The 26,453-nt window shown below is 66.0% G+C and carries 25 protein-coding genes; 14 read left to right on the forward strand and 11 right to left on the reverse strand.

Annotated elements, in window-relative coordinates; translation table 11 throughout:
* Window positions 1-25: 25 nt before the first annotated feature.
* Window positions 26-2,539, forward strand: a complete 2,514-nt coding sequence (locus VXJ37_RS08735) for an HAD-IC family P-type ATPase (RefSeq protein WP_440589792.1) — start codon at window positions 26-28, stop codon at window positions 2,537-2,539.
* Window positions 2,540-2,552: 13 nt separating this feature from the next.
* Window positions 2,553-2,975, forward strand: a complete 423-nt coding sequence (locus VXJ37_RS08740; RefSeq protein ID WP_331322647.1) for an Hsp20/alpha crystallin family protein — start codon at window positions 2,553-2,555, stop codon at window positions 2,973-2,975.
* 131 nt (window positions 2,976-3,106) lie between these two features.
* Here the strand turns inward: VXJ37_RS08740 and ppsA are convergent, their stop codons facing one another.
* From ppsA to VXJ37_RS08760, 4 genes are all read right to left on the reverse strand, one after another.
* Window positions 3,107-5,539, reverse strand: coding sequence for a phosphoenolpyruvate synthase (ppsA, locus tag VXJ37_RS08745; protein ID WP_331322648.1), 2,433 nt, complete (start codon window positions 5,537-5,539; stop codon window positions 3,107-3,109).
* A 74-nt stretch (window positions 5,540-5,613) separates the two neighbouring features.
* Entirely contained in the window at window positions 5,614-8,169 is a 2,556-nt protein-coding gene (locus VXJ37_RS08750; RefSeq protein WP_331322649.1) for a cation-translocating P-type ATPase, read from the reverse strand.
* Window positions 8,166-8,627, reverse strand: a complete 462-nt coding sequence (locus tag VXJ37_RS08755) for a universal stress protein (protein WP_331322650.1) — start codon at window positions 8,625-8,627, stop codon at window positions 8,166-8,168. The genes VXJ37_RS08750 and VXJ37_RS08755 overlap by 4 nt, the downstream gene beginning before the upstream one ends.
* 46 nt (window positions 8,628-8,673) lie before the next feature.
* Window positions 8,674-10,557 (reverse strand): heavy metal translocating P-type ATPase, encoded by a 1,884-nt coding sequence (locus VXJ37_RS08760; protein WP_331322651.1) that lies wholly within the window; start codon window positions 10,555-10,557, stop codon window positions 8,674-8,676.
* A gap of 326 nt (window positions 10,558-10,883) precedes the next feature.
* Between VXJ37_RS08760 and VXJ37_RS08765 the strand changes: the two genes are divergently transcribed.
* Complete coding sequence (locus VXJ37_RS08765) at window positions 10,884-11,033, forward strand: DUF5655 domain-containing protein (RefSeq protein ID WP_331322757.1); 150 nt, start codon at window positions 10,884-10,886, stop codon at window positions 11,031-11,033.
* A 64-nt stretch (window positions 11,034-11,097) separates the two neighbouring features.
* On the forward strand, window positions 11,098-11,565 hold the full coding sequence (locus VXJ37_RS08770) for a GyrI-like domain-containing protein (RefSeq protein WP_331322652.1): 468 nt from the start codon (window positions 11,098-11,100) through the stop codon (window positions 11,563-11,565).
* 33 nt (window positions 11,566-11,598) lie between these two features.
* Here the strand turns inward: VXJ37_RS08770 and VXJ37_RS08775 are convergent, their stop codons facing one another.
* Window positions 11,599-11,952, reverse strand: a complete 354-nt coding sequence (locus tag VXJ37_RS08775; RefSeq protein ID WP_331322653.1) for a hypothetical protein — start codon at window positions 11,950-11,952, stop codon at window positions 11,599-11,601.
* A gap of 221 nt (window positions 11,953-12,173) precedes the next feature.
* On the opposite strand from VXJ37_RS08775, the gene VXJ37_RS08780 reads away from it, so the two are divergent.
* A complete protein-coding gene (locus VXJ37_RS08780) occupies window positions 12,174-12,659 on the forward strand; it encodes a hypothetical protein (RefSeq protein ID WP_331322654.1) in 486 nt (161 codons plus the stop codon).
* Between the two features lie 226 nt (window positions 12,660-12,885).
* Window positions 12,886-13,158 (forward strand): YegP family protein, encoded by a 273-nt coding sequence (locus VXJ37_RS08785; RefSeq protein ID WP_331322655.1) that lies wholly within the window; start codon window positions 12,886-12,888, stop codon window positions 13,156-13,158.
* 21 nt (window positions 13,159-13,179) lie between these two features.
* Here VXJ37_RS08785 and VXJ37_RS08790 read toward each other — a convergent pair whose 3' ends face one another.
* Window positions 13,180-14,637 (reverse strand): DUF5129 domain-containing protein, encoded by a 1,458-nt coding sequence (locus VXJ37_RS08790; protein ID WP_331322656.1) that lies wholly within the window; start codon window positions 14,635-14,637, stop codon window positions 13,180-13,182.
* 112 nt (window positions 14,638-14,749) lie between these two features.
* On the opposite strand from VXJ37_RS08790, the gene VXJ37_RS08795 reads away from it, so the two are divergent.
* The 4 genes from VXJ37_RS08795 to VXJ37_RS08810 all read left to right on the forward strand — a co-directional run bounded on the left by VXJ37_RS08795 (window position 14,750) and on the right by VXJ37_RS08810 (window position 18,720).
* Window positions 14,750-15,601 carry a universal stress protein gene (locus VXJ37_RS08795; protein ID WP_331322657.1) on the forward strand — a complete coding sequence of 284 codons (852 nt, stop codon included), beginning with the start codon at window positions 14,750-14,752 and terminating at the stop codon, window positions 15,599-15,601.
* Window positions 15,602-15,766: 165 nt separating this feature from the next.
* Window positions 15,767-16,636, forward strand: a complete 870-nt coding sequence (locus tag VXJ37_RS08800) for an HNH endonuclease (RefSeq protein WP_331322658.1) — start codon at window positions 15,767-15,769, stop codon at window positions 16,634-16,636.
* Between the two features lie 30 nt (window positions 16,637-16,666).
* Window positions 16,667-17,743: an alpha/beta hydrolase gene (locus VXJ37_RS08805; RefSeq protein WP_331322659.1), complete on the forward strand. Its 1,077-nt coding sequence runs from the start codon at window positions 16,667-16,669 to the stop codon at window positions 17,741-17,743.
* Between the two features lie 29 nt (window positions 17,744-17,772).
* On the forward strand, window positions 17,773-18,720 hold the full coding sequence (locus VXJ37_RS08810; RefSeq protein WP_331322660.1) for an alpha/beta fold hydrolase: 948 nt from the start codon (window positions 17,773-17,775) through the stop codon (window positions 18,718-18,720).
* On the opposite strand, the gene VXJ37_RS08815 is transcribed toward VXJ37_RS08810, so the two are convergent.
* Window positions 18,674-19,477 carry a glycosyltransferase family 2 protein gene (locus tag VXJ37_RS08815; RefSeq protein ID WP_331322661.1) on the reverse strand — a complete coding sequence of 268 codons (804 nt, stop codon included), beginning with the start codon at window positions 19,475-19,477 and terminating at the stop codon, window positions 18,674-18,676. The two genes, VXJ37_RS08810 and VXJ37_RS08815, sit on opposite strands and share 47 nt — an antisense overlap.
* A gap of 194 nt (window positions 19,478-19,671) precedes the next feature.
* On the opposite strand from VXJ37_RS08815, the gene VXJ37_RS08820 reads away from it, so the two are divergent.
* On the forward strand, window positions 19,672-20,157 hold the full coding sequence (locus VXJ37_RS08820; RefSeq protein WP_331322662.1) for a hypothetical protein: 486 nt from the start codon (window positions 19,672-19,674) through the stop codon (window positions 20,155-20,157).
* 60 nt (window positions 20,158-20,217) lie between these two features.
* Window positions 20,218-20,772 (forward strand): DUF3090 domain-containing protein, encoded by a 555-nt coding sequence (locus tag VXJ37_RS08825; protein ID WP_331322663.1) that lies wholly within the window; start codon window positions 20,218-20,220, stop codon window positions 20,770-20,772.
* Between the two features lie 950 nt (window positions 20,773-21,722).
* On the opposite strand, the gene VXJ37_RS08830 is transcribed toward VXJ37_RS08825, so the two are convergent.
* Both VXJ37_RS08830 and VXJ37_RS08835 read right to left on the reverse strand, forming a co-directional pair.
* Window positions 21,723-22,268 (reverse strand): hypothetical protein, encoded by a 546-nt coding sequence (locus VXJ37_RS08830; protein WP_331322664.1) that lies wholly within the window; start codon window positions 22,266-22,268, stop codon window positions 21,723-21,725.
* A 139-nt stretch (window positions 22,269-22,407) separates the two neighbouring features.
* Complete coding sequence (locus VXJ37_RS08835; protein WP_331322665.1) at window positions 22,408-23,352, reverse strand: serine hydrolase; 945 nt, start codon at window positions 23,350-23,352, stop codon at window positions 22,408-22,410.
* Window positions 23,353-23,623: 271 nt separating this feature from the next.
* Here VXJ37_RS08835 and VXJ37_RS08840 point away from each other — a divergent pair, with 271 nt between their 5' ends.
* Window positions 23,624-24,478, forward strand: a complete 855-nt coding sequence (locus VXJ37_RS08840) for a hypothetical protein (RefSeq protein ID WP_331322666.1) — start codon at window positions 23,624-23,626, stop codon at window positions 24,476-24,478.
* Window positions 24,479-24,703: 225 nt separating this feature from the next.
* Window positions 24,704-24,868 carry a hypothetical protein gene (locus tag VXJ37_RS08845; RefSeq protein ID WP_331322667.1) on the forward strand — a complete coding sequence of 55 codons (165 nt, stop codon included), beginning with the start codon at window positions 24,704-24,706 and terminating at the stop codon, window positions 24,866-24,868.
* 31 nt (window positions 24,869-24,899) lie between these two features.
* Here VXJ37_RS08845 and VXJ37_RS08850 read toward each other — a convergent pair whose 3' ends face one another.
* Together VXJ37_RS08850 and nrdF are read right to left on the reverse strand one after the other, a co-directional pair.
* Window positions 24,900-25,298 carry a DUF4259 domain-containing protein gene (locus tag VXJ37_RS08850; protein ID WP_331322668.1) on the reverse strand — a complete coding sequence of 133 codons (399 nt, stop codon included), beginning with the start codon at window positions 25,296-25,298 and terminating at the stop codon, window positions 24,900-24,902.
* 83 nt (window positions 25,299-25,381) lie between these two features.
* Complete coding sequence (gene nrdF, locus VXJ37_RS08855) at window positions 25,382-26,356, reverse strand: class 1b ribonucleoside-diphosphate reductase subunit beta (protein WP_110540836.1); 975 nt, start codon at window positions 26,354-26,356, stop codon at window positions 25,382-25,384.
* Between the last annotated feature and the right edge of the window lie 97 nt (window positions 26,357-26,453).

Genomic DNA, 26,453 nt, shown 5'->3' on the forward strand with positions numbered 1-26,453 from the left:
CCGGCAACCAGGCCGCGCCGTGACCCTGGCCGGGGACAACGGGGCTTCCGTCCCGGGCCTGGACGACAACCATGCCCGGGACGGGCTCTCCACCGACGAGGTGCGGGAGCGCGTGGATGCCGGCCGCGTCAACAGCGTGCCCACGGCAACCAGCAGGAGCATCGGTGAGATTGTCAGGGCGAACGTCTTCAACCTTTTCAACAGCGTGGTGGGCGGGTGCTTCATCCTGCTGCTGGTCCTCGGGCAGTGGCGGGATGCGCTCTTTGGGTTGTCCGCCATCAGCAATTCGCTGATTGGCATCATCCAGGAATACCGGGCCAAGCGATCCCTGGATCAACTGGCGATTCTCCAGGCTGCCAGCAACACTGTGATCCGGAACGGATCCCGGGAGACCATTTCCTCTGACGAACTGGTGCCCGACGATCTTGTGGTGCTCAATGCGGGAGACCAGGTCACGGCGGACCTGCTGTTCCTGGAAGGCGGCCCGCTTGAGGTGGACGAGTCCCTGCTGACCGGCGAATCCGAGCCCGTCCCCAAACAGGCCGGCGCCATTTTGCTGTCAGGGTCCCTCATCCTTGCAGGCCACGGCAGGGCCACCGTAAGCCGGGTGGGGCCTGACACGTTCGCTTACCGCCTGGCGGCCGAAGCCCGGCGCTTTTCCCTGGTCACGTCCGAGATCCGCAGGGGCCTGGAAAAGGTATTTACCGTTATTACGTGGCTTCTTCTTCCCACCGCCCTGCTGCTAACGAATGCGCAGATGCAGGACCAGGGCGGCTGGGCCGGTGCCATGGAATCAGGACGGTGGATTCCGGCGGTTGTGGGAGCCGTTGCGGGCATCATGGCCATGATCCCCCTGGGGCTGCTGCTGATGACCAGTGTGGCTTTTGCCGTAGGAGGGCTGCGTCTTGCCCGCCAAAAAGTCCTGATCCAGGAACTTGCCGCGGTGGAAGTGCTGGCACGGGTCGATGTCCTCTGCCTGGACAAGACCGGCACGTTGTCCTCCGGAACCGTGGTCTTCGACGCCCTCCACGACGCCGGGAGGTCACCGGCGGCCGGGTGGCGGCACGCGCTGGAGTGGTTCGGTGCGAATGCGGAGGCCAGCAGCACGGCGGCGGCAATCGGGGCTGCCTTTGCGGTGCAGGCTCCGCTGCACGAGCAGGGCTCGGTGGCGTTCTCGTCCGCGCGGAAGTGGAGTTCGGTGACCTTCAGGGCGGATTCCGCCGCCCCGGGGACCTGGATCCTGGGAGCACCGGATGCCGTGCTGGGTGCTCCCGGCTGCGCCGACGCGCACGGGAAAGCCGTGGCCCTTGCCGCCAGCGGCCGCCGGACCCTGGCACTGGCCCATCTGCCGGGTCCGCTGCCGCCGGACGCGGCAGAGCCGGGCATACCGCCGGGCCTGGTGCCGGTGATCCTGCTGACCTTCCGGGAATCGATCCGCAAGGACGCTGCCGCCACGCTCGACTACTTCCGGGAGCAGGGGGTAAGCGTGAAGATCATCTCGGGCGATGATCCCCGGACTGTCGCCGCACTGGCGCGCGGCCTGGGCTTTGGCCCCGGGATGGCCTATGACGCGCGGACCCTTCCCGGCGATCCGCACCAACTGGAGGAAACGGTGGAGTCCCACAGCCTCTTTGGAAGCGTGACGCCGTCACAGAAACGGGACCTGGTCCTGGCCCTGAAGCGGCGCGGACACACCGTGGCAATGACCGGGGACGGGGTGAATGACGTCCTGGCACTGAAGGAGGCGGACCTGGGCATCGCCATGGATTCGGCCTCCCCTGCCACCAAGGCCGTGGCCCGCATGGTCCTCCTGGACGGCAGGTTCGAGCGGTTGCCTGCGGTGGTGGACGAAGGACGCCGGGCCATCAGCAACATCGAGCGCGTCTCCCTGGTCTTCCTCAGCAAGACCGTATACGCCACCGTCATCTCCGTCGTGATGGGCGTCCTTTTGTTGGCATTTCCGTTCCTGCCGCGGCAGCTGTCCGCCCTGGACGGCCTGACCATCGGTTTGCCGGCGTTCTTCCTGGCCCTGCAGCCCGGGGGGCAGAGGTATGCGCCGGGCTTCCTCCGGCGTTCACTTGCCTTTGCCGTGCCGGCGGGTATCTGCACAGCCCTGTGCGTCCTGGTGGTCAGCGGCTACGCCCAGACCTGGGGCGGACACACCCCTGACTCGGTGCAGTCCGCGGCCACCCTCACCCTGGGCCTGGTGGCGGCGTGGGTCCTGGTGGTGGCATCACGGCCCCTTAATCTGGCCAAGGGACTGATCCTTGCCGGCATGTATGCGGGACTTGCCCTGCTGTTCACCGTTCCGTTGGCGCAGGACTTCTTCCGGGTGGACTGGCCGCCGCCCGGCCTGCTGGTCCTGGCCGTTGTGGTTTCTGCCGCAGGGTGCCTGGCGGTGGAGCTGGCCGGCCGTTATGCCCGCCGTCCTCCCCGAAGTGCCGCACGGAAGGGGCTGGGACCTTTGACTCTGGAAGCAGCCCCGCCCGAAGCGGATGGTGGAACTGCCGGGCAACGCGATGGTCCGGCTTCGACATGAGCAGGAGGCAGGAATGACTGACCTGATGAGATGGTTCGACACGCGCCGTTCCCCCATCGATGTCATCGAGCGGCTTTTCGAGGGCGATATGGGCAGCTCGGCCATAAAGGTCGAGGAGATGGTGGACGGCAACACGCTCGTAGTGCGGGCAGAGCTGCCCGGGATAGATCCCGAGAAGGATGTTGATGTGACAGTCGCCGACGGCGTGCTGTCCATCAAGGCGGAGCGCCAGGAAAAGACGGAGCAAAAGGACAAGGACAGCTACAGGTCCGAGTTCCGTTACGGTTCCTTCATGCGCCGGATTCCGCTGCCCGGCGGGGTGCAGCAAAGCGACATCACCGCGTTCTACAAGGACGGCCTCCTCGAAGTCCGGGCTCCGCTGCCGGCTCAGGAGCAGGCATCCGGTGGATCCAAGATCCCCATCACCAGGGGCTGAGGGCCGCAACGGTACGACGCCGGTGCCTGGCTCCGTGGGGGATTGCCCCTTCGGAGCCGGGCACTTTTTTGTGGGCACCGGGGTGCCTTTGCCCACACAGTTCCCTGCGTGCTCCTGGGGTCGTGCCCGTCCTAGCTCCGCTGGTGCGCCTGCACCGAAGCTGCCCTTGCCTCTGCTGCCGCTATCACCGGCAGCGTCCGGATGTAGGTATCGGGGTTCAGGGACACGGAGTCGATCCCCTGGCTGACCAGGAACTCCGCCAGGTCCGGATGGTTGCTGGGCCCTTGGCCGCAGATGCCGATTTTGATGCCGGCGGCATGGGCCTTGCTGATCGCCTGGGCGATCATGGCCATCACGGCAGGGTCCCGCTCATCGAACAATCCCGCGAGTTCCTCCGAGTCGCGGTCCACCCCGAGCACCAACTGCGTGAGGTCGTTGGAACCAATGGAGAACCCGTCAAAGCGCTTGGCAAACTCCTCTGCCAGAACCACGTTGGAGGGGACCTCGCACATCATGTACACCTGCAGCCCTTCGGGGCCCCGGACCAATCCCTGCTCCTCCATCGCCTGGATGACCTTGTCGGCTTCTGCCACGGTGCGGCAGAAGGGAACCATGACGATTACGTTGCCGAATCCTGCCTTCTCCCGCACGCGTTTGAGGGCTTTGCACTCCAGCGCGAAACCCTCACGGTAATGGCTGCTGTAGTAGCGGGATGCACCCCGGAACCCCAGCATGGGATTCTCCTCGGGACGCTCGAAGGCGCTGCCGCCTATCAGGTGGCTGTATTCGTTGCTTTTGAAATCGCTGAGCCGGACGATCACCGGTTTGGGGTGGAAGGGAGCGGCGATCTTGGCGATGCCCGTGGCCAGCACGTCAATGAAGTACTCCTGCGGGTCCTCGTAGCCGCTGGTCAGCTCTCCGATGAGTGCCGCTTCTTCCGGATCTGCAACCTTTTCCGGGTGGACGAGGGCCATGGGGTGGATGCGGATCAGGTTGTTGATGATGAACTCCATCCGGGCCAGGCCCACGCCGGCGGCCGGCAGCCGCCACCACTTGAAGGCGGCGGCCGGGCTGGCGATGTTGATCATCACGCCGGTGCGGGTGGCGGGGAGGGTTTCCATGTCCACCTCTTCCACGGAGAAGTCCAGCAGCCCCTCATAGACGCGGCCTTCTTCGCCTTCCGCGCAGGACAGGGTGACCGGGACGCCGTTGGACAGCGTCTCCGTGGCGTTGCGGGTACCCACGACGGCGGGCACGCCCAGTTCGCGGCTGACGATGGCCGCGTGGCTGGTGGGGCCGCCATGGTCCGTGATGATGCCCGCGGCCCGCTTCATGACGGGCACCCAGTCCGGATCGGTCATCCGGGTGACAAGCACGGAACCATCCACGAAAGATTCGATGTCCCTGGCGTCCTTGACCACGCACGCCTGACCGCGTGCGATGGCATCGCCGATGGCCGCCCCGGTGGCCAGGATCCTTCCGGGCTGTGCAAGATGGTACGTCCGGAAAGTCGACGCGCTCCTGCGGGCCTGGACGGTCTCGGGCCTGGCCTGCACCATGAAGAGCTCGCCGGTGATGCCGTCCTTGGCCCACTCCATGTCCATCGGGCGCCCGTAATGCTCCTCCACGGCGACGGCCCACCGGGCCAGCAGGACGATCTCCCGGTCATCGAGCACCAGCGAGCGCTGCTCCCGCCCGGTAGTCTCCACCATGCGGGTCCTGGCATCGCCGCCCTGACTGTAGACCATCTTGCGTTCCTTGGCCCCCACCTCCCGTTCGATGACCGGACTGAAGCGCGGGTCGGCCAGGAGTGGTTTGAATACCTGGTATTTGTCAGGATTGATGGTGCCCTGGACAACCGTCTCGCCCAGCCCCCAGGCGGCGCTGATCACCACAACGCCCGGGAATCCGGATTCTGTGTCGATCGAGAACATCACTCCGGCGGCGCCAAGGTCTGAACGGACCATCCGCTGGACGCCGACGGACAGTGCCACGTCCAGATGGTCATAGCCTTTCATTTCCCGGTAGCTGATGGCCCGGTCCGTGAACAGGGAGGCGTAGCAGCGCCTGCAGGCATCCAGCACGGCCCGTTCCCCGGCCACATTGAGGAAGGTTTCCTGCTGGCCGGCGAAGCTTGCATCCGGGAGGTCCTCTGCCGTGGCGCTGCTGCGGACCGCAACGGAGGCTTGTGCCTGGCCGGCCCGCCCGCACAGCGCACGGTAATGCTCCTGAATGTCGGCGGCGATGTCCTCGGGGAAGGCCGCCTGCAGGAACAGCTCCCGGATTGCTGCCCCCGTCTGGCGGAGCGTTGCCCTCCCGGAGCGTTGTTCCTCCATGTAGTCCCTGATCCGTGGCTCCAGGTTGTTGGCAGCGAGGAAGGCGCGGTACGCGCCGGCGGTGGTGGCGAACCCCTCGGGCACCCTCACGCCCGCGGATTGCAGCGCACGGCTCAGTTCCCCCAAGGAGGCGTTCTTGCCGCCTACTGAGGGGATGTCGGAAATGCCGGTGTCTTCGAACCACTTGACGTTGGCATTGGCCAGGGAAGTTTCTGCGGCGGCGCTCATGGCTTGATTCTGGTCTCCGGTGGAAGGGGCCAGCAGAGTCTTTGGTCCCGGCGCCCCCCGGCGCCCGGATCCCGTCAGGCGCGGCGCAGCCGGGCGCGGACCGCCTTATGGATCCAGTCTGCCAACAGGACGGCGGGGGCCGCGAGGAGGGCCAGCGCGAGGCCCAGTGGGGGTGGCGGGGCCTGGCCCAGCAGGGTAGCGAGGTAGGGCACGAACAGGCACACGGCGAGGACGGCCAGTTCGCCCAGCACGGCCCATACCAGGAGCATGTTGGTTCCCCAGCCCAGTTTCCACGGCGGCACTGTGGCGCTCCGGCAGGCAAAGGCGTTGGCGAGCTGGCCCAGGACGACGGCGGTGAAGGCGGCTCCGGAGGCGGCCATCAGCAGCCCCGCGGCCGGAAGCTCTCCCCGGGCCCAGCCACCGCCGGCCAGGACAGTGGAGAACACGGCCATCTCCATGGCAGCCTCCACGGGGCCCAGGATGCAGAAAACCCGGATGATGAGCCGCCGGTCCATCAGGTGCCGCCGCTCGGGTGGCCGGGCGAGGACGCGGTGGCCCGGCGGTTCTGCGCCAAGTGCCAGCGCCGGCAGCAGGTCCGTACCGATGTCCAGGGCGAGGATCTGGAGGACACCCAGGGCGAGGGGGAACCTGCCGCCGGAGAGCGCCCAAATGACGAAGGGGGTCAGCTCCGCCACGTTGTCGGTGAGGTGGTAGGTCAGGAACCGGTGAATGTTGGCGTACGTGGCCCTGCCCTGTTCGATGGCGGAGACGATGGTGCCGAAATGGTCATCGAGGAGGACCAGGTCCGCGGCTTCGCGGGCAACGTCGGTTCCGCTCAGGCCCATGGCAACGCCGATGTCTGCCTCGCGAAGCGCCGGCCCGTCGTTGACGCCGTCACCGGTCATGGCCACCACGTGCCCCCTGGACTGGAGGGCCTTGGCGACGCGGAGCTTCTGCTCCGGCGAGACCCTGCTGACCACAACCCCGTCACGGTCCAGGAGTGCGCCGAGCATCTGCTCATCCTCTGGCAGGTCCGCGCCTTCCAGCACGTATTCAGGGGCGCCGATCAGCCCTATCTGCCGTGCAATGGCGGCCGCCGTGCCCGGGTGGTCGCCGGTGATCATGGCGACTTTCACTCCCGCTTTTCGCGCCGTTCGGATCACGTTTCCCACATCGGGCCGGGGCGGGTCCTGCAGTCCGATCAGGCCCAACAGCTCCAGTCCTGTTTCAAGTTCAGCCGCCGTGCCGGCGAGCCAGGCTTCCGGATTCCCCGTAAGCCGCCGCCTGGCCACGGCGATGACGCGCAGGCCGTGCGCCGCCATCTCCTCCACCTGTTCCTTGATCGGTCCGGGCACGGATTCACAGACCGGCAGCACCGTCTCGGGGGCGCCTTTGCAGAACAGGTCAGGCCCCACAAGGGCGGATTCGCGGCGCCGAACCGGATCGAACGGCAGGCGCCGCGATGGAACAGGAGCGGACTCCGATCCTGCCAGCCGGCGGGCCAGGGCGTCGATTGCCGCTTCCATCGGGTCACCCTGGGCGCGCCACTGCCCGTTGTGCAGTTCAGCCCTCCCCTGCGAAGCCGTTCGCGCTGCGAGCGCCGCCTGGGCGGCACGTTCCACACCGGTTCCCTGGACATCAGCGGTGGGCGCATACCCCTCGCCAGTGATGCCCACTGTCCCGGCGGCGGTGACGACCTCGACGGCGTTCATCCGGTTCTGCGTCAGCGTTCCTGTTTTGTCCGTGCAGATGAATGTGGTCGAGCCCAGGGTTTCCACGGCTTCCAGGTTGCGTACCAGTCCATTCCGGGACGCCATGCGCTGGGCCCCCATGGCCAGGGACAGCGTGACGGTAGGCAGGAGTCCTTCCGGGACAAGGGCGACGGCAACGCCGATGGAAAACAGGAATGAATCGCGCCACTGGAAGCCCACCAGCAGTGATGCCATGAAGAAGACCGCAGCGATGCCCAGGGCCATACCCGCGGTGACCCGGACGATCCGGCGCAGTTCCAGTGCGAGCGGGGTGGGGGGCGAAACAGCCCCGCTGGTCAGTGCTGCAATCCCTGCCAGCCTGGTCCTGGCCCCCGTGGCGGTAACAGCGGCTTCTGCATAGCCGTTAACAAAGAAGGTGCCACCCCACGCCCCGTCCCCCGCGTTTTTGGCCACAGGATCGCTTTCACCAGTCAGCATGGACTCATCCACCGCGCAGGCCGACGCCGAAAGAAGGAACACGTCCGCCGGCACGCGGTCACCGGCGCCCAGCAGCACCAGGTCATCAACCACCAGTTCGCTGGCATGGACTTTCTGGACCGTCCCGTCCCGGCGGACCATCACATCGGCGGGCAGCAGCCCCCGCAGCCTGGCTGCGGCATGCTGGGCGCGTTCTTGCTGGATGTGGGCGAAGACCCCGTTGACGATGACGACGACGACGATCGCCACGCCAAGTTGCGGCATGTCTGCAATGAAGGCCAGCGCGGCGGCGCACCACAGCATGAGGGCGAAGAAGTGCGTCATCTCCCCCCAGAGCTTCCGCCACTGCGGGACGGGTTTCTCCACGGGAAGCTGATTGGGGCCCGCCTGCTTCAGCAGCTGTGCTGCCCGTTCGGAGCTCAGGCCCTCGACAGTCCTCACACGGCGTCCGCCTCCTGGCCCACCAGGACCACAGGACAGGTGGAGTGGGCAGCGCAGGCTTTGCTGACCGAGCCCATGGAGGACTTGAGCAGTCCGCCTTCGCCGTGCCTGCCCACCACCAGCATCCGGGCACGGCGGCTTTCATCCACCAATACCTTCGCCGGCGGCCCGAATTTGATGGTCACGTCGATGCCTTCCGGGCGTTCCCCGGAGAAGGCGCGCCCCAGCGCATCATCGACAAGGCGCCGGGCAGCGTCTTCCAGCCGTGCAGTGAACTGCCGGTCTGCTCCTTCAAGGCGGGACGTCACCAGGTAGTCCGGCATCCCAACGCATGAGATGACTTCGAGCCGGGTCTCCGGGCGGAATGCCAGCATGCCTGCGTACCGGAGTGCGGCGGACGAATACTCTGAGCCGTCCACTCCCACGATGACAGGTTTGGCCGCTGTGTCTGCATTCATGGAGACCACGATCCCGCCGGGGGGCCGGCCCGGGAAGGGCCAAAAGTCATGCCGGCGGCAGCCCCCGCGGCTTCAGTTTCCGGTCGGCCCCGTGGAGGGCCCGGAGACCGTTCAGGATCGTTGCCAGGTCCACCAGCTCCTGCAGGAGGGCGCCGGCCACGGCAGGAATGTACCCGGTCATGGCTATGGCCATCAGGACAACGCTCAGCCCTATGCCGGTCCAAATACTCACCAGTGCCACGGCCATGGTCCGCTTGCCGATGGCCACGGCCTGGGCCACCTTGGACAGATCATCGAGCATGATCACGACGTCGGCCGACTCGCTCGCCGCTGTGGCCCCTTTGGCCCCCATCGCGATCCCCACGTCCGCCGCTGCCAGGACGGGAGCATCGTTCACACCGTCACCGACCATGAGGACCGGCCGTTCCCGGATCGCGGCCACCGTGTTGACTTTGTCCTCGGGAAGGCATTCAGCCTGGACATGGCCGATGCCGGATTCTTCGGCGATGTGCGCGGCCGTGGCGCTCGCATCCCCAGTCAGCAGCATGGTGTTGTTCACGCCAAGGCGTCGCAGGCCGGCGAGGGTGTCCACGGCATTGCCGCGCAGCGGATCCTTCATGACCAGTGCGCCCGCATACTGGCCGTCCACCGCAACGTGGACGGCCAGCTGGCCGCTGTGGACGGCTGCGTCCCTGAATCCGCTGGACGAGCTTCGCACCAGGCCCGCCTTTCCCACCACCACCTGGCGGCCGCCACATACAGCCTCCACCCCGTGCGTGGCGCTCTCCGTGGCGTGCGTCACCGGGAGGAGATCGAGGTTGGCTGCCGCAGCGGCTTCGATGACCGAAGCTGCCAGGACATGCGACGAGTACTGCTCCGCCGAAGCAGCCAACTGGAGGACCTTCCGGCTGCCCAGTGTTTCGCCGTGGCCCGGGGCCAGGCGGATCTCATCCAGGACAGGGTGACCGGAGGTGAGCGTGCCGGTTTTGTCGAAGACCGCTGACTGCGCCTTTGCAAGCTGTTCGAGAGTCCTGGTGTTCTTGATGATGATGCCCTTGTGGGCTGCCTGGCTGGTACCTGCCAGGAACGCCACGGGGGCGGCGATCAGGAGCGGGCACGGGGTGGCCACCACCAGCACCTGGGCGAAGCGGAGCGGCTCGCCGGACAGGAACCAGGCGGTGCCGGCCATGGCCAGGGCGAGGATCGTAAAGGGAACGGCGTAGCGGTCGGCCAGCCGGACCACCGGGGCCCGGCTGTTGGACGCCTCCTCGACCAATGCGATGATGCGGCTGTACTGCGAGTCCGCGGCGGAGGCGGCTGCCTTCAGCCGGATGGCCGCCACACCGTTCACCGCACCGCTGAGCAGCTGCTGGCCCCTGGTGCGCTCGACGGGAAGGCTCTCTCCCGTCAGCGACGATTCATCCAGGCTCGCTGAGTCTGAGAGGAGTTCACCATCCACGGGTACCAGTTCGGAGGGGCGGACCACCAGCACGTCCCCGGGAACAACGTCACCGATGGGCGTCTCCTCGAGTACTCCGGTGGCTCCTTCACGGTGCGCGAAGCGGGGTGCCCGGTCCAGCAGGGACCGGAGTTCCCGGGCAGCACGGCCCTGGGCAAAGTTCTCCAGTGCTTCGCCGCCGGTGAGCATCAGGATTACCACCAGGGCAGCCAGGTACTCGCCCACGGCAACCGTGCTCGCAATGGCCATCAGGGCCAGCAGGTCAATCCCCCAGCGTCCCTCCCGCAACGCGCGGAGCATGCCGGCCGCACGGACCACCACGATCACAGCGGCGTAAGCCGAGGCGAGGACCCGGGCCTCCCCGCCCAGGCCGGATTGCAGCAGGACCAGCGCAGCCACCAGGATCAGGCCGGTCAAAGCAACAACGGGATACCGCCTGACGAAGTCCAGGCCTTTTTCCGCGGGGGACATGGCTTGCGCCTGGGCATCAGAAGTGCCCGGGCTCCGGCCCGCTGCCGTGGGCGGCGCCGCTTGTCTCCTCATTCAGCCCCACGTCCAGGGGGATGGCGACGGTCATGGCGCATAGAGCCGAACCTACCCGGATCCCGGCGGCCGGGCTAGGGCATTTGGCCCCGCCCTGCGCCAGCCGCCGCCGCCCGGGGATGATAAGGAACTGGGGCCCATGAGGTCCGGGTCAGCAAGAGCCAGATTTCCTTCCGCCGGCGCCGTGGATATGCCTACCTCTGGCGGCCGGGGGTGTACGTAAACTCCCTGTTCCGCTGGTCCTGTCCCTCGCCCTGCCCCGGCACCTTGACTCGCCACGCTTCAAACAGGTTGTCCATCCGTCGCCGGGAACGTGGATGCACCACCTGGAGCTCACGGACACTTCACAGCTCGACGCCGAGGTGCGCGACCGGATGCTGGCGGCGTACGACGCCGCTGCCTGATCCGTGTGCATTCCAGGGCCCTGTGGCCCTGTCAGGCGGCAGGCGGCACGTCCACGCTGGTGCCATGACTGAAAATGACCAGCCGCAGAAGATCCATATCACCGAACAACCAGTTGCCGTGGTCCGTGAACGGGTTCCCATGGATGCGCTGACGGGTTTCTTCGGCCGGGCATTCGGGGCCGTCATGGCCGCGGTCCAGATGCAGGGTGCCAGCCCGGCCGGGCCGCCGTTTGCACGCTACCACGGAATGCCGGGCGAAACCGTTGACGTCGAGGCAGGGTTTCCCGTCGCGGGTAACTTCCACGGTACCGGCGAGGTGGCCAGCGGAACGCTTCCGGACGCGGATGCCTTCGAAGCCGTCCACACGGGCCCGTACGACACCCTGGGCACCACATACGACGCCATCCGGGAACGCATGGCTGCTGAAGGGGCGGCGCCTGCCGACAGCATGTGGGAGTACTACCTGACCGACCCCGAACAGCAGCCTGACCCCGCCACATGGCAGACCCGGGTAGTCTGGCCTGTCGCCTGACCGGGACCCTGGTGGGGGCCTACGACTGAGGGCCTACGACGTCCTCTGGCGGCTGAACGTGAGTTCCCAGGGCTGGGTGCCGCGGCTTGTCTCATGCCATCCGTCGCGGGCAATTTCCTGCCGCAATTTCTTGAGGCTGGCCTCAAGGCCAGGAGCCCAGGCTTCTTCCGGAGGAGTGCGGTTGAGGGGCGGCCCGGGAAAGGTGTCGCTGGCGTAAAGTCGCGTGCCGTCCTCCGTCCTTCCCACGAACTGCAGCTGCGTGCGACCGTACTGGGAGCCGAGGGTGTAGAAGATGCGGGCCCACCATTTCCGCGATGCGGCATCTTCAAGCTCAATCCGGAGCCGTTCCTCCGCGCCGTGGCCTGGCAGGCGGCCAGTTGTGGACATGTCTTCCTCCGGGCGGACGCAACGATCTTCCAAGGCAGCATTGTGCCAGTGACCGGGACGGCGGCCCAGGGTCCTTGGTCACCGGCAGCCGGACGCCGGCGGCCGGCGCCCACACTTTGAACAGACAATTTGCGGCATAAACCCGGTTGACCGGGCCCAAAGACACTGTCCCTCCCATCCGGCCGGTGGCACGCTGCAGCCATGTGCAGGCAGGGTTCATCATGACCAGCCATCGGCCGGAGACTGACGGGACTCCGGAAGGCATCGGACGGCCTGGGGCCCAGAACGGCTGGAGTCTCCTCTACGGCGCCGCAGGGGCGTCGTCGATCCTTTTCGTGCTCCTGCTCGTGGCTGCCCTGGTGCTCGATTTCCTTGCTCCTCCACCGGTTCACGGCGGGGCGGCTACGCTGGAATTCATCGCGGCACACAAGACGAACTACGTGGCAGAGCAGGTCCTGTGGATCCTGCCGAACATCCTCCCGGTGATTGTTTTCGCCGCCCTCTTCGTGGCCTTGTACCCCTTCCGGAAGAGCCTGTCGATGATCGCGCTGGTCTTTGGCGCCCTGCCGTGGGCCCTCCTGCTTGCCGTTCCGGTGAGCAGCCGCGGTTCGCTCAATCTGGTGTACCTCAGCGACCGCTTCATGGCGGCGGCTGGGGCTACGGAATCCTGCTGTGGGCGTGGTTCACCGCCACCGGAATCGCGCTGATCCGCCTGCGCCGCCCCGACGCCTGAGGGCGGTCGAACTCATAGGCCGGCGACGATCAGGGACTTTGGTCCCTAAAAGCGGGGCGGCCTGGTTTGAGAGGGTGGTGGGGCCGGAAGATGCACCGTGGCTGGGGTTGTGCGTCCCGGATTGCTGGACCGGAAGTCGGCCAGCCCGCCGCCCACAATGAAGTCGGCGGCGGCAGGATCGCTGAGGAGAGAACAGGCATATGGCAGGTACGTTCGAACTGTTTATTGATGAAGAATCCAAGATCCGGTTCCGGCTGGTCATGCCGGATGGGCACGTCCTGGCGGTTTCCGGGCAGTTCACTGATAAGCAGGCAGCGGCCGCAGCCATAGCAGAAGTACGGGAGTGCGCAGGAACGGGACTGATACGTGACGTTGCCCCGCCGCCTCCCGCAATTGTCCTGGCTCCGGCACCCCACCCGCGGTATGCGGTGCGCCGCGCCTCCCGCCGGCTGGGGGCCCTTGGCGTGGCCTGACACGGCACTGCCGGGGAGGGGCTAAAAGCCCGAGGAGCTGCCGGAGCCGGAGAAGCTTCCGCCGCTGCTGCCGTACCCGGTGGTGCTGCCACCGCCTCTGGCTGAGTTGACGCTGGTCACTCCGGTGCTGAAGCCGGAGTTGAAGGTGGCCACCGTGAAGAACTGGTACGACGGATATACGGTGCCCAGGATGCTCGGTTCGTAGGTCCGTCCCCGGCGGTGCTCCAGCCCCTCGTGGGCGGTGTCCATTTGTTCGCGCATCAGGCGTGCTTCGCGCTCATTCCGGGCGAAGCCCTGGATCACGGTTTCAGCGTGGTTCTCCAGCAATCCTGAGAGCCGGGTCCGTGCCTCGTAGAGGCGGTCCAGGGCCTTTTCCGGTGTGATCCGACCGTCGGCGAGTTCTGCCGTCCACTGTTCTGTTTCCCGCAGGCTTCCGTCCCGGAAGGACCGCAGCGCCGTGGCCGTGGCCGAGTCCCCTTGCCCGTGGCGTTTGGCCAGAAGCTGTTCCAGTCCGGCCAGGTCCTTCCGGAAGGGGGCGAGCTGACGGTCCCAGGCCGTTGGCCACGTGGCGGCGCGGTTAAGCAGCGCGTTGCTGTCCGCGATCACGTCATCGAGCGCGTCGAGTTCGGCGGCGCTGTCCGCAAACTGCCGAGCAAGCCTGAGGTTCTTCCGTCTGCTCAATGATCGCTTGCCCAGTGCGTGCACCTGGTTGGACAGCTCGGTGGCAGCGGCGTACCGGCTGAGGAAGGTCCGGTGCTTCTCCAGGACCTGGCTGCCGTAGCGGGATGCTTCAGGGATGGTGGCGGCATTCAATTCCGTCACGTCCAGGTCCATGCTGACACTGGAGTAGCTTCGGTCCCCGCGTTCGATCTGTTTGCGGCAGGCTGCCCGGGTCACTGCGCGCACAGTCAGCCATGCGGCCGCCCCCATGACAACGAGTCCGCCGGCAACCCACGCTGCGATCAGGAACGCTGCGGACCTGTACCACGGCTGGTTGATCAGTTCCGCCGCCCGGCGGATTCCGGCCACCGTGCCGTCGGTCCACTGTGCATCCCGGAACAGTTCCTTGGACGCATCCTGGATGCCGCTGCGCTGATCCAGGGACACTTTCCGGTCCTCGCCCATGTACGTCCCCACATGCCGGCCCACCGGGTCAAGCGCGAAAATGAACAGCCCGTCTGCCCACTTCTGACCGTCCGCGCTGATCCACTCCGGATGCCGGGACCGTGCGAACTTCAGGACTTCTTCATTCAGGTTGTCCTCCGCCTTTCCGTTGTACGTGAAGACGGCAACCTTGGTGGGTTCGTAGAACTGGATGCGTTCGACGGCGGGCACCAGGGTTTTTTGGTCGAGCACCCCCGCCGTGTCCTCCACTACAACAGCGACAGGTGCCACTGCCGCGCCTGGTGGCGCCAACCCCAGGAGAAGGGCAGCGACGGCAAGCATCATTGCGGCGATCCGGCTGACCACGCTGCCCATGTCCCTCCCCAATACTTAGAATCAGAATGGAATCAGGATGGAACCAGGGAGCGGGACGCCAAAGGGCCGAAGGTCCCGCTGGTGAAGCCGGCCCTAGCGGGAGCGCAGTCATATGAGGCAGCATCCAGGGTTCATTGTGGCCGGCTATGACGGCTCGGACGAGGCTGCGGCCGCCGTTCGCTGGGCGGCGCGGCATGCGCGTGCCACTGGCTCTCCCCTGAATGTGGTGCATTGTTCCCTGTGGCCGCTGCTGACCAGGCACCTCGGTCCGGTCCCGGGCGTGTCGAACAGCGGGCTGGAGCAGTCGGCCCAGTCCGTCCTTGAGGAAGGCGTGGCGCATGCGGCCGCGGAAGCAGAGGGCCTTCAGGTCAAAAGCACCCTGCTCCACGGCTTGCCCGCCAAGCTGCTGGTCGAAATTTCTGCCGGGGAAAGCCTGCTGGTGGTGGGAAGCCGGGGCCTGGGCGGCTTCCTTGGCCTTCTGGTGGGCTCGGTGAGCCTGGAGCTCGCAGCGGCTGCTGCCTGCCCGGTGGCCGTGATCCGGCAGGACTTCTTCCCGGACGGACCCGTCGTCGCTGCCGTCGACGCGGAAGGTTCACCTACGGTGCTGGCAGACGCCTGCGGGTTGGCTTCGGCGTGGAAGGCGCCCCTCACTGTGGTCCACGTCCGGCACCTCCCTGCCGGCTACTCCCGGCCTCACTCACAGGAAGCAGGGACGGAGGCCCGAAAGGTCCTTGAAGCCGCCCTCACCGACGCCCGTACCATGTCGCCTGGGCTTCGCCTTGAGGGCAGGGTAATGACAGGCTCTTCGGTTGCGCATACCATCCTGGAAGCGTCCAAGGAAGCGCGGATGGTGGTAGTGGGTTCCCAAGGCAGCGGCGTCCTCAGGGAGACCATCGGTTCCACTGCGCACGCAGTCCTGCACCACGCGCAAGGGCCGGTGCTTGTCTCCCGCAGGGGCAGCTGATTCCGGGGCGGAATGGTGGGGCCGCCCCGGAAACCGCATTCGTGGACGGCCATGACAACGTAGGCGAGAATTGAACGACGCATGAATCCGTTGCCAGGGAGGTTGGACCATGGGCGCCGCACTGCCTGAACACCGGTTTGTCCACTCTCCACGGAACGCTGCGCAATGACTGCGGTAATTCTTGGCTGCGATACCAACGCCCTGCTCCGCTGGGGCTACCCTGCCGCCGTCGGGCAGGTTGCCTTACGTGGCGGGATACTGAAGCGCTGGTCCCTCTACTCCTGTCCCGACGTGGAGGAGGGGACAGAAGCCTGGCTCCTGGTGCACGGCAGCAACGACGCGGCCAGCGGCTTGATTGGCCACGGGTTCGTAACCTCGAAGCCCTGCCAGGCGGACCAGGGCGGGGATCCCGACGCCGCCGGCTGGTTCGTCTCCGTCGCCTTCGACGCACTGCTCCCGCTCGGCGAACAAATACGTCCCGGCACCCTTGGCGACGCCATCCCTGGTGATCTCCGGGCCCAGGCGAACGGCCATGCCCTGGTGGCCTTGCCGCCGTCGTCCGTACCTGTCCTGCGCCGGCTCTGGCGGGACATGGGACCGACGACGCCGGATCCGGCCCAGGTGGTCGGCGGAAGCCTTCCCCCTGGCGCAGTCAGCAGTATCCAGGTGAACCGCTATGAGCGGGACCCCGATGCCCGCCGGGCATGCCTTGCCTTCCACGGCACGGGGTGCGCCGCCTGCGGCTTTTCCTTTGAAACCACCTATGGCGAAACAGGCACAGGAGCAGTGGCTGTGCACCATGTGGTGCCGCCGGCGGCGCTTGAAGGCGGGTACGTTTTGGATCCCATATCCGATCTGGTTCCCCTCTGCCCTAACTGCCACGCCATGGCGCATTCCGCCACTCCCCCTCTGACCCTCACCGAACTCCGCGGCATGATTGCCGGCGCCGGCCACCTCAGGGGCGATGTGGTGACCGGGCCGGCCCTCCAGGCCCAGGAGGATGCCCGGCGGATCCTTGAAGCCGGCCAGGCGTAGGGTTTCGCAACCGGCGGTAAAATTGCAGGGATGACAATGGCCGCACGTACTGGCAGGGCCTTCCCTTTTGCACGAAGTGCCCGGAATGCAGTGCGCCGCGTCCCGGTCTGGACCTGGCGGCTCCTGATGCGTTCTGTCCGGGCACGCGAGCAGGCGCGGTTCAATACCGATCCCATCACCGAGGTGGCCTACACCCACGACATCGACTACGTCGGCGACGGACTCCCTGCCCACCGCCTTGACGTCCTGGCGCCGCTGGACGCGGCACCTGACTCCCCCGGCGGAGGGGCCGGTCCCGGGGAGCCGCTTCCCGTCTACGTCTACTTCCACGGTGGGGGCTGGACGTCCGGCGACAAGGCCGCGTTGACCAAGTACTGCGCCAGCCAAGTGCTGGGTGGCATGGTTGTGGTCAACGTCAACTACCGTCACGCACCCCGGTTCCACATGGGGCACGTGCTTGAAGATGCTAACGCCGCCCTGGCCTGGGTCGCCGCCAACATCGGCAGGTTCGGCGGAGACCCCCGGCGCCTGGTCCTGGGCGGGGACTCGGCCGGCGGCCAAATTGCTGCGTTGCTCACCGCTGCCAGCCTGCGTCCCGAACTGGCGGCGCACTACTCGCTCGAGCCCGCTGTTCCGCCAGCACACCTCAGAGGACTTGTTCAACACTGCAGCGTGGTGGACTTTTCCGTGTTCTTCGAGGCAGGGTTTGTCCTCAGCCTCAATTTCGTCCGGATGCTCCTGCCGGCGGCGGCTCCGGCACCGTCCACTCCCGCATCCGGCAGCCACAGACGGACCCCGTCAGGCACGACGGCGGTCCGGCTCAGGGCCGCAGCGGGCTTCCTGTCCCCTATTGAGTGGCTTGACGGAAACCATCCGCCGGTGTTCCTCAGCACCTCGGAGCGTGACTACTTCTATCAGGCGAACGTCAATTTCATCGGGCGGCTTCAACAGCACAACGTTCCGGTGGATGCAGTGATCTATCCATGGGACAGCGCCAACACCGAACACACCTGGCAGCAGGATTACCATTACCCGGAATCCCAGGAAGTGTATCGGCGCCTGCACGCCTTCGTCCGGGAGGTGGCGTCCCGCCCCGCCCCTGACTAAGCCCGGCGGCTTTGGACTATCTTGGGACCATGGCGGTTCCGGACCAGAGAGCGTACGGGGTCAACCCTGAGGAGTTCGGGTCGGCCCGAGTTGATGCCGCCGCTTTGCTGGATGCCGACCTTGGCGACGTTGACTGGTTCGTTCCCCCGGCCGGGACTGTCCGCCGAACCCTCGACGTCCCCAGCGGCAAGCTGGCCGCCATGACGCTGGGAAACGCGGACGATCCAAGCATTGTCCTGGTGCCCGGCGCCACCGGCTCCAAGGAGGACTTTTCGCTCATGATGCCGGACCTTGCCAACGCCGGCTTCTTTGCCCTGACCTACGACATTGCAGGGCAGTACGAATCGGCGGCGGCGGGCCCCGAGAACCTGGTCCCGCCACGCAAGCACTACGACTACCCGCTCTTCGTGGCGGACTTCATTGCAGTCCTGGAGACCACCAACACCCCGGTCCACGTTGTGGCCTATTCCTTCGGGGGGATCGTCGCCCAGCTGGCGTACGTGGAGCGTCCCGAACTTTTCAGGTCGCTGACCTTGCTCAGCTGCCCCCCGGAGACGGGCCAGAGCTTCAAGGGCGTCAGCCGGATCGGCCGGTTCAGCACGTGGGTCAACGGCCGGGCCGGTGCCGCCCTGCTGATCTGGGGCATCCGCAGCGGCAGGGTGGCCCACGTGCCCCCTGGGCGGCAGAGGTTTGTCAACCACCGGTTCCGCTACACCCGCCGCGATTCCGTCCGGGACATCTACGTGCTCATGCAGAACGTTCCGGATGTCCGGCAGCGGCTGGCGGAGGCTTCCCTCCCCAAGTTCGTGGCCGTAGGCGAACACGATCTGTGGCCGCTCCAGCTCCACCGGCTGTTTGCCCAATCCATCCGCGCCAAAATTGGCGTCTACAGGGGCGGCCACAGCCCCTGCGAAACGTCCCCCCACCAGCTCAGCCGGGACCTGCTGGCCCTTTATGCCAGGGCGGCCGAGGGGTAGTACCGGCCTGCGGGTGATCACGCCGCCATCGGGAGCGCTCGACGCGCCGGCGCAGCGGATGCTTGTACTCGAACTCGACGCGGAAGGTTTCGAGGGTCAGGACCAGCCGTTTCCGGAACGCAGCCCACGTGGCAAACGGACGGGCGGACACGCCCACCTTCAGTGTGGGATCGTAAATGACATCCGTATCCGGGGGCAGCCGGTAGGAAATGTCCATGTCGTCGTGGACCATGGCGTTATCCCGGACCACCGTAGTGCGGATGGCGGCCCAGACCTCACGGCGGAGCGCAAAGTTTGAGCCGTAAACCGGAGGGTGGCCCAGCATGAGGCCGATAGCCCCGAAGTAGCCGCCCCGGAGCAGCAGCAGCCCCACCAGGCGGACCGGGATGTTGCCCCCGTAGAAGTCCCCTGGGCCCGTGACCGCGGTCAGGGGCGGCGAGGCATCGAGGGTCTGTCCGATGCGCTCCAGCCAGTCCCTGGGAGGCCGCGAGTCGGCGTCGAGCCTGGCGATGATGGAGCCGGCCGCGGCGTCAAGCCCGGCAGCCGCCGTCGCCGGGATGCCGGGCAGGTCCACCAGCACACGCCTCACTCCGGCCGCTGCGCAGACGGCAGCAGTGTCATCGCTGCTGGAGTTGTCCACCACGATGATCTCCCCTGGCGGCCTGGATTGGACGGACAGCAGGGCCAGGCACGTCTCCAGCTGGGCGGCGTCATTCCGTGTGGGAATGACCACCGACACCGAAGTGGCGGCATCCATACCGCGCAGCCTACCGTCGCTTGGCCCCGTCGGGTCGGAAGGCTGGCTGTGGTGGGTGAAAGCCAGCGGCAGCGTGAACGAACCCGGCTTATGGGCCTGGTTGACCTGTTGTTGATCCGCTCGGGCTGCCACGGGCTCGTTCTGCAACGGGCTCCCTGGGCTTTGGCGGAGTGCAGTGCAGTAGCTTAGACGGCATGAGCGAGGGGTCACGAGTGGAGCCGGAAGGCTCGAAGAAGGGGGCCGCCGCTTTCGGCGCGGTGGCGCTGTTGTGTGTCGTGGGAGGCGGCCTCGTTGCGGCTGTAACCAGCCCGCTGCATCTGGAGCATGGATCCTGGGCAGCCGCGTACCTTGTGTTGGTCGGTGGAGTGGCACAAGGCGCCCTGGGCATAAGCCAGTACTTCCTGGCCCCGCAACGCTTCATGGGCCGGAAGGCCGTTGCGGAAATGGTGGCGTGGAACAGCGCATCCGCGGCTGTGATCGGCGGGACTTTGGCCGGCAATCCGTGGGTGGTTGATGCCGGCGGTGCGCTGCTGGTGGCGGCGCTGGTCATGATGTTTCAGACTGTTGGCGGCCCGGGGCCAAAACCCGGGTGGGCTCTTTGGGGTTACCGGGTCCTGGTGGCGGTGGTGGCCGTCAGCATTCCCGTCGGACTGGTGCTGGCCCACCTCCGTGCTGCGTGAGTTTTGCGGTGCGGGCACGGCGGACGGCGCCGCGAAGCCCGTCCTGCCTAAAATACTGACATGCCTACACTTGTTCACGAGTTTGCTTGGCCTGACCGCGTCGTCATTGGCACCATCGGTATTCCGGGAGCGCGCACATTCTACTTGCAGGTGCGCGCAGGGACGCAGCTCGTGAGCATAGCTCTGGAGAAGCAGCAATCGGCTCTGCTCGCCGACAAGATAGACGACATTCTCGACCAGCTCATCGCCCTCGAGGGCAACCCCTTCAGCGTTCCCACCGGTACCCCCATCGAATTGGTCGACAACGATCCGCTTGAGGACGTGCAGGAACAGTTCCGGACCGGCGCAATGAGCCTGGGCTGGGACCCGACGACGGCGCAAGTGGTCATTGAGGCTTACCCACTCACCGAGGTCGAGGCTGACCCCGACGACGATCCCCTCGACCCGGACAACGACGAAGTACCCGAAATGCTTTTGGTGCGCATGCCGGTGGGCACCGCCCGGGCGTTCACCAAGCGCACGCGCGAGGTGGTGGGCGCAGGGCGGCCCCTGTGCCCGCTCTGCGGATACCCCATGGACGCCGACGGACACGTCTGCAATCCTCCCGAGGTGTGATGCCGCCTCCCGACCCGGCTGCCGCCGGACCCGGACTCCCGGTGGGCCCACGCCGCGGGCCAGTCTTGATCGAATTTTGCGGCTAACGTGGGCCGGCATTTGGGAACGGGACCTACCGTGGAGGCAAGAACCTGCCGCTGGGGCAGGGGCTTTACCAATGAGGACAGGGCCGGCGGCCAGTGCATCCGGAGGACTACGGATGCCGCCCCCCAAACCGCCGCCGGCCCGTCCTCCTGTACCAGGCAGGTCACCCCTTGCCTCCAGCACAGCCACCGGTTGCTTCTAAGGGCGCGCATGGCGACCATTGAGACGTGGGTACGAAAGGCATCCGGCGCCTCGGCGTTCTTTCGTGCCTGTTGTTCCTCCTCACGGGGACGGCGGGTTGCTCCTATGACTACCCTGACGGGGACCAAAGTGCGACGCCCACACCGGACGGACCGGAACCGCAACGGGTCACCGTATCCGCTGCAGCACCTGATGATCCCTCGGTGCCTGAGCGCGGCCGGCGGAACTACCAGGACTTGAATGAGCTACTGATGTCAGTGCGTGGTCCGGTCCTCCTCTTTCAAGAGGGTCCGCTGGACGGTCCTGCCAAAGGCTTTGGCACGACGGAACAGGTTTCCGTGGCGGGTCGATACACGGTTACTGCCGCCTGCGTCGGTGCTCCCAACGCCACGATCTTCATACGCCAGGAGAATCCGAAGGTCACACTCTGGCCCGTCGAGGTCACGGTGGACTGCCCAGGATCCACATCGGAGGTCATTACGCTTCAGCAGGGCTATGTTTCGGCACACCTCTCCTTGCCAGCCAGTGGCGATACTCCCTGGACAGGAGCCGTGGGCGGAGTGCGGGTAACCGGTGACCAGGCATGGACGGGTACGCCGGGCTGAACGTTTCTCGGAGGTCATCGGTGTACCGGACCTCGTTTGTCTGCGTTTTGATGGTGAGGGCTATGGGGAAGCCGAGCCCACGGCATGCTGGATCTGCTGGAGCGTGTCCCGCCGTGCCGCGATTTCAATGACGCCACTGTCCGAGTCCATAATGATGATCCAGAAATCCAGCGGCACGTCCTGTTGATGGTCATGGCGGTTGGCCTTCCGCGCAGGGACGCCGGTGGCCCCCAGCCCGGTAAAAGCCCTGCTGCGGCCGCTGGGTATCAAACTACGTTCCGTGGTTGGCTGGAAATCGATGCGGGCCGGGCCGGCGCTGGCGATCCCCATCTGCCAGATGCTGCCCAACGAGCCTGGCGGTGCGTCGCGGAACCGCAGGAAGATGACTGGCTTGCCGCGCCCATTCAGCGTGGGGCCTGCCGCCGGAAACTGGCTGGTCATAAAAAACAGGCCACCACCGATCAACAACGCGTAGAAGACCGCATTGGAGATTGCGTCGTCGGGACTGGCCCCGGCGAAGAGACCGGCCGCCAAAATTACGGCGCAGGCAAGGACGCCCACCAAAACGGCACGGAGCGCAGGATGCATCCCGCCCCACTTCCTCATGGCGCCATCCTAGGCACCGACCCTTCCCACCGCTATGTCCTGTCCGCCTTCCGCGCCGGGGCGTTCCATACTTGGCGGCGCTGGCATCCTCCCTGGGCCCAACGGGGAACAGGAACCTGCCCCGGCGCCGCCGGGGAAGTCAGTCCAGGACCTTGGCGGCGGCGGACGTAATGTCGTGAATCATCGCGGTCCGCTGCGGGACATCCGTGAGGTCGGCGCTTTTGGTGTAGATCACCAGGACCACGCTGTGCGTAGGAGTGGCCAGGATCGCGGCATCGTGCAGTTCTCCGTCGAGCAGCCCGTATTTGTGGTAGACAGTCACCCCCGCGGGCAGGGCCGCCGGGATCAGGTCCTCGTTGTTGGTGTTCTGCATGTAGGAAAGCAGTTGTTGTGTGTGTTCCGGGGTGAGCAGCTTCCCGCCGTAGAGGCTGCCCAGGATTTGTGCCATGGCGGCGGTGGTAAGGGTGTTGCCCGCCGAGTCGTAGGTGACCCCGATAGCCGCTGCATCCGCTTCAAGAGTGGCATTGCCCACAGCGCTCGCCAGCAGCGTCCAGGAATCATTGTCGCTGTCCTGGATCATCTCCCGCAGCTGGAAACCGGACGTGAAATCACCCATCGGATCGTCCAGGGACGCCTGTCCCGCCTCAACCATCTCGTAATAGGCCACTGCCGTCAGAACCTTGGCAGTGCTTGCGGCTTCGAAGGGAGCTTCCACGCCGTACTGCTTCAGGGCGCCGGTGTTCAGGTCGAGGAGGGCGACCCCGACCTGATACTCGCTGTTGGCTTGGATTACAGCGTTGATGCTTGCGTCCGGGGTTTCACCGGGCGCCACAGGTGCGGCGGTGCTGGAAGCTTTGGCCCCGGAACCGGCGATGCTTTTATTGCGGCCCGGCGCAGGACCGGCAGATGCCCCCGCGCCCGAACCCGCGGTGTTCCTGCTGCCGACCGCCGCGCCCGCCTTGTCTGCCGCCCCCGTCTGAGGGACGAGTTGAAGCAGGAAAATGACTACAGTGGCCAGGGCGGCGGCGAGGATCAGAGCTCTGGCACGGCGGTAGGAGCGCGTCCTGTGGCGGGTACGGTTCACGATCGAGAAGATAACAAGGGCTGCTATGAATCCACTGTGAACAGCCGCTCGACACGCCACCGGAAACACCATGGCTCCCGTCAGCGGCAGTCATGCCGCGTTGACCGCGATGGACGCCCCCTGCGGGGTGTGGCATTGGTTACGTTCGCCCTGCAGGGGCCGAAACTCCCAGGTACACATGGAACCCTTAAGGTAAAGCGCGACGCAGCCGGCGTACGTGACAGCAGGCCGGCCGTCCGCCTGAAACCGTGCAGAGACATAACCGGGAACCATGAATAAGAACGTCACATCCGAAGCAGCAGCCGGGAACGCCCCCAAGACGAAACGCAGCCTTGATTTGAGCCCCATCCAAGTAATTGCGGGCGGGGGCGCGGCCGCCGTAGCGTCAATCATCGGCGGCCAGCTCGGGCTTGGCGGGACGGTCGTTGGGGCTTTCGTGCTCAGCGTCGTGTCCGCCGTTGCAGTCCCCCTGTTCCGCGCTTCCCTGGAGAAGAGCCACGAGCAGCTCAAACGCGTTGTGCCCCGCCGCGGCTCCGAGGAAACCAAGGCCACTCCGCAAATGGCCCCAGACACGGCCGGCATCATCCGGACAACCTCCAGCAAAGTGTCCGCCAGCCCCCTGCCCGGGGAAGGCGCTGAAGCTGCTCCGGGTGCCCGGCAACGCAGGTCCGTGACGAACCGGGCCCGAATGGCAGCCGCAGGAACAGCAGCGATCTTCGTGGTGGGCCTGGGTTCCGTTCTCGGCGTTCAGGCGGCGACCGGCATGAGCCTCTCGAGCGGCACCGCCGCACTTCAAACGGGTATCTCGCAAGTGGCTTCGAATGGGGCGAACAACACCTCCTCCACGCCGGTGACGAGCGCGCAACCCAGCGCCAAGGCCGCCGACGCCGGCACCACTCCGGCGCCCGAGTCCACCAGCCCGGCCCAGGAGATTACAGCCTCAGCCACTCCCACGAGCAAAGCCAGCCCGAAACAGACAACACCTGCAGGCACTGCGTTATCGCAGCCTTCAGTTGGTCCTACCCAGGCAGCCCCTTCGGCCAGCGCAAGCAGCGCCGCTTACGGAACCGATATACCGGCAGGCCCAGTCCTCACGACGGCGACCGCCGGCGGTGCTGCCAAGTAAGCCAGTCAGCCATGCCGGCCGCACCAATGCCTGCGGGAGGCTTGCGCACCTACTACTAAGCATGCTTATGATAGGTGCAAGTCGATTGGGAGAGCGGCTGCGAGGGGAAACAAAAAGGGTGCGCCCAGCGAACGGGGCGCACCTTTTTTGCGCGCCTGCAAATTCGACACTGGCTGCGCGGAGTTTCGCCCGTCCGGCGCGGCCTTCCAGTCCTAGACTTTCGCCATGCACCCCTTAGCGGCTATCGGTCTGGTGTTCCTGGCCGGGTTGGCATGGACGGGCACAGTCCTGACCCTGCTGGTTGCCCTCGCCAACGCGCGACGGCGGCAGGCCCCCGAAGTCCGGAACGCCCGGCAGCCGCAGTCATCCCAGGGATCCGAAGTCCCGTGAACTGGAAGGCGGCTGGATACCCGGCCGTGGTCTACGTCAGTGCGGTGCGAAGCCGCTCTGCCAGGTCTCCGAGGGATTCACGCCATTCTGGCTCGTCGGCGTCGTCCCACAGCTCGCCCAGCTCGGACCTCTCCCCCGCGATCCGTTCCACCGCTTCCAGCGCCATCTCCACGTCCTCGGCGGTGATTCCGGCTCCGTGGGCCGTTACCCAGTCGGTGACGTTTTCGGGCAGATCGCCGAGGGGATAGCCTTGGGTGGCTGCCGTGACCTCTGCAGCTGCGAGGGCCACGGCCCCCTCCGGCGCCTCGACGTACCGGTCCCCTGCCTTCGCCAGTGCCTTGCGGACAACGTCCACCCCGCCGGCTTCGAGTTCATCCAGCCAGTCCAGCGCGTCATCATTCTCAAACGGCAGGTAGCCCCAAGCTCCCATCGTCGCCCCTCCAGGATGTTTGAACTAGTAAAGGACCCCGCACACGCTTGTTGTGCGGGGTCCCTGGAAAAGAAGTGGTGATGCTAGAAGTCCCAGTCCTCGTCTTCGGTGTTCACGGCCTTGCCGATCACGTAGGAAGAGCCAGAGCCGGAGAAGAAGTCGTGGTTCTCGTCCGCGTTCGGGGACAGCGCCGAGAGGATGGCCGGGTTCACGTCGGTGACGGACGCCGGGAACATCGCCTCGTAGCCCAGGTTCATCAGGGCCTTGTTAGCGTTGTAATGCAGGAACTTCTTGACGTCCTCAGCCAGGCCGACGCCGTCGTAGAGGTCGTGGGTGTACTGGACCTCGTTCTCGTACAGCTCAAACAGCAGCTCGAACGTGTAGTCCTTGATCTCCTGGCGCTTCTCCTCGGAGACCTTCTCCAGGCCCCTCTGGAACTTGTAGCCGATGTAGTACCCGTGCACGGCCTCGTCACGGATGATCAGGCGGATCAGGTCTGCCGTGTTCGTCAGCTTAGCCCGGGAAGACCAGTACATGGGCAGGTAGAAGCCCGAGTAGAACAGGAAGCTCTCCAGCAGCGTGGAGGCCACCTTCCGCTTCAGCGGGTCATCGCCCTGGTAGTAGTCCATGACGATCTGGGCCTTCTTCTGAAGGTTCTCGTTCTCGGTGGACCAGCGGAACGCCTCGTCGATCTCCTTAGTGGAGGCCAGCGTGGAGAAGATCGAGGAGTAGCTCTTGGCGTGCACGGACTCCATGAACGCGATGTTCGTGTAGACGGCTTCCTCGTGCGGGGTGAGTGCGTCCGGGATCAGTGAGACCGCACCGACAGTGCCCTGGATGGTGTCCAGCAGGGTGAGTCCGGTGAACACGCGCATGGTCAGCTGCTGCTCGGCAGGCGTCAGCGTGTTCCAGGACTGGACGTCATTGGACAGCGGCACCTTCTCCGGCAGCCAGAAGTTGTTCACCAGGCGGTTCCAGACATCCACGTCCTTGTCGTCCTGGATGCGGTTCCAGTTGATGGCCTCGACGTGGCTCAGCAGCTTGACCTTCTCGGTCATGTCATCCCCTATGCGTTGGGTGGGTTTTCTCTAAGTAAAAGCGTACGACGGCGGGCGGGCGCCCGCCGTCGTACTCAACCTTTGGTCTCGACAGGCT

Origin of the sequence: Pseudarthrobacter phenanthrenivorans (genome assembly GCF_036455295.1) — a bacterium.
GTDB classification, from domain to species: domain Bacteria; phylum Actinomycetota; class Actinomycetes; order Actinomycetales; family Micrococcaceae; genus Arthrobacter; species Arthrobacter phenanthrenivorans_C.

What these genes read in the sequence shown, in the direction of transcription:
- VXJ37_RS08740 (WP_331322647.1), top strand. Translation starts at nt 2,553, where the DNA reads ATGACTGACCTGATGAGATGGTTCGACACGCGCCGTTCCCCCATCGAT.
- ppsA (WP_331322648.1), bottom strand. Translation starts at nt 5,539, where the DNA reads ATGAGCGCCGCCGCAGAAACTTCCCTGGCCAATGCCAACGTCAAGTGG.
- VXJ37_RS08755 (WP_331322650.1), bottom strand. Translation starts at nt 8,627, where the DNA reads ATGAATGCAGACACAGCGGCCAAACCTGTCATCGTGGGAGTGGACGGC.
- VXJ37_RS08760 (WP_331322651.1), bottom strand. Translation starts at nt 10,557, where the DNA reads ATGTCCCCCGCGGAAAAAGGCCTGGACTTCGTCAGGCGGTATCCCGTT.
- VXJ37_RS08770 (WP_331322652.1), top strand. Translation starts at nt 11,098, where the DNA reads ATGACTGAAAATGACCAGCCGCAGAAGATCCATATCACCGAACAACCA.
- VXJ37_RS08775 (WP_331322653.1), bottom strand. Translation starts at nt 11,952, where the DNA reads ATGTCCACAACTGGCCGCCTGCCAGGCCACGGCGCGGAGGAACGGCTC.
- VXJ37_RS08780 (WP_331322654.1), top strand. Translation starts at nt 12,174, where the DNA reads ATGACCAGCCATCGGCCGGAGACTGACGGGACTCCGGAAGGCATCGGA.
- VXJ37_RS08785 (WP_331322655.1), top strand. Translation starts at nt 12,886, where the DNA reads ATGGCAGGTACGTTCGAACTGTTTATTGATGAAGAATCCAAGATCCGG.
- VXJ37_RS08790 (WP_331322656.1), bottom strand. Translation starts at nt 14,637, where the DNA reads ATGGGCAGCGTGGTCAGCCGGATCGCCGCAATGATGCTTGCCGTCGCT.
- VXJ37_RS08795 (WP_331322657.1), top strand. Translation starts at nt 14,750, where the DNA reads ATGAGGCAGCATCCAGGGTTCATTGTGGCCGGCTATGACGGCTCGGAC.
- VXJ37_RS08800 (WP_331322658.1), top strand. Translation starts at nt 15,767, where the DNA reads ATGACTGCGGTAATTCTTGGCTGCGATACCAACGCCCTGCTCCGCTGG.
- VXJ37_RS08805 (WP_331322659.1), top strand. Translation starts at nt 16,667, where the DNA reads ATGACAATGGCCGCACGTACTGGCAGGGCCTTCCCTTTTGCACGAAGT.
- VXJ37_RS08810 (WP_331322660.1), top strand. Translation starts at nt 17,773, where the DNA reads ATGGCGGTTCCGGACCAGAGAGCGTACGGGGTCAACCCTGAGGAGTTC.
- VXJ37_RS08815 (WP_331322661.1), bottom strand. Translation starts at nt 19,477, where the DNA reads ATGGATGCCGCCACTTCGGTGTCGGTGGTCATTCCCACACGGAATGAC.
- VXJ37_RS08820 (WP_331322662.1), top strand. Translation starts at nt 19,672, where the DNA reads ATGAGCGAGGGGTCACGAGTGGAGCCGGAAGGCTCGAAGAAGGGGGCC.
- VXJ37_RS08825 (WP_331322663.1), top strand. Translation starts at nt 20,218, where the DNA reads ATGCCTACACTTGTTCACGAGTTTGCTTGGCCTGACCGCGTCGTCATT.
- VXJ37_RS08830 (WP_331322664.1), bottom strand. Translation starts at nt 22,268, where the DNA reads ATGAGGAAGTGGGGCGGGATGCATCCTGCGCTCCGTGCCGTTTTGGTG.
- VXJ37_RS08840 (WP_331322666.1), top strand. Translation starts at nt 23,624, where the DNA reads ATGAATAAGAACGTCACATCCGAAGCAGCAGCCGGGAACGCCCCCAAG.
- VXJ37_RS08845 (WP_331322667.1), top strand. Translation starts at nt 24,704, where the DNA reads ATGCACCCCTTAGCGGCTATCGGTCTGGTGTTCCTGGCCGGGTTGGCA.
- VXJ37_RS08850 (WP_331322668.1), bottom strand. Translation starts at nt 25,298, where the DNA reads ATGGGAGCTTGGGGCTACCTGCCGTTTGAGAATGATGACGCGCTGGAC.
- nrdF (WP_110540836.1), bottom strand. Translation starts at nt 26,356, where the DNA reads ATGACCGAGAAGGTCAAGCTGCTGAGCCACGTCGAGGCCATCAACTGG.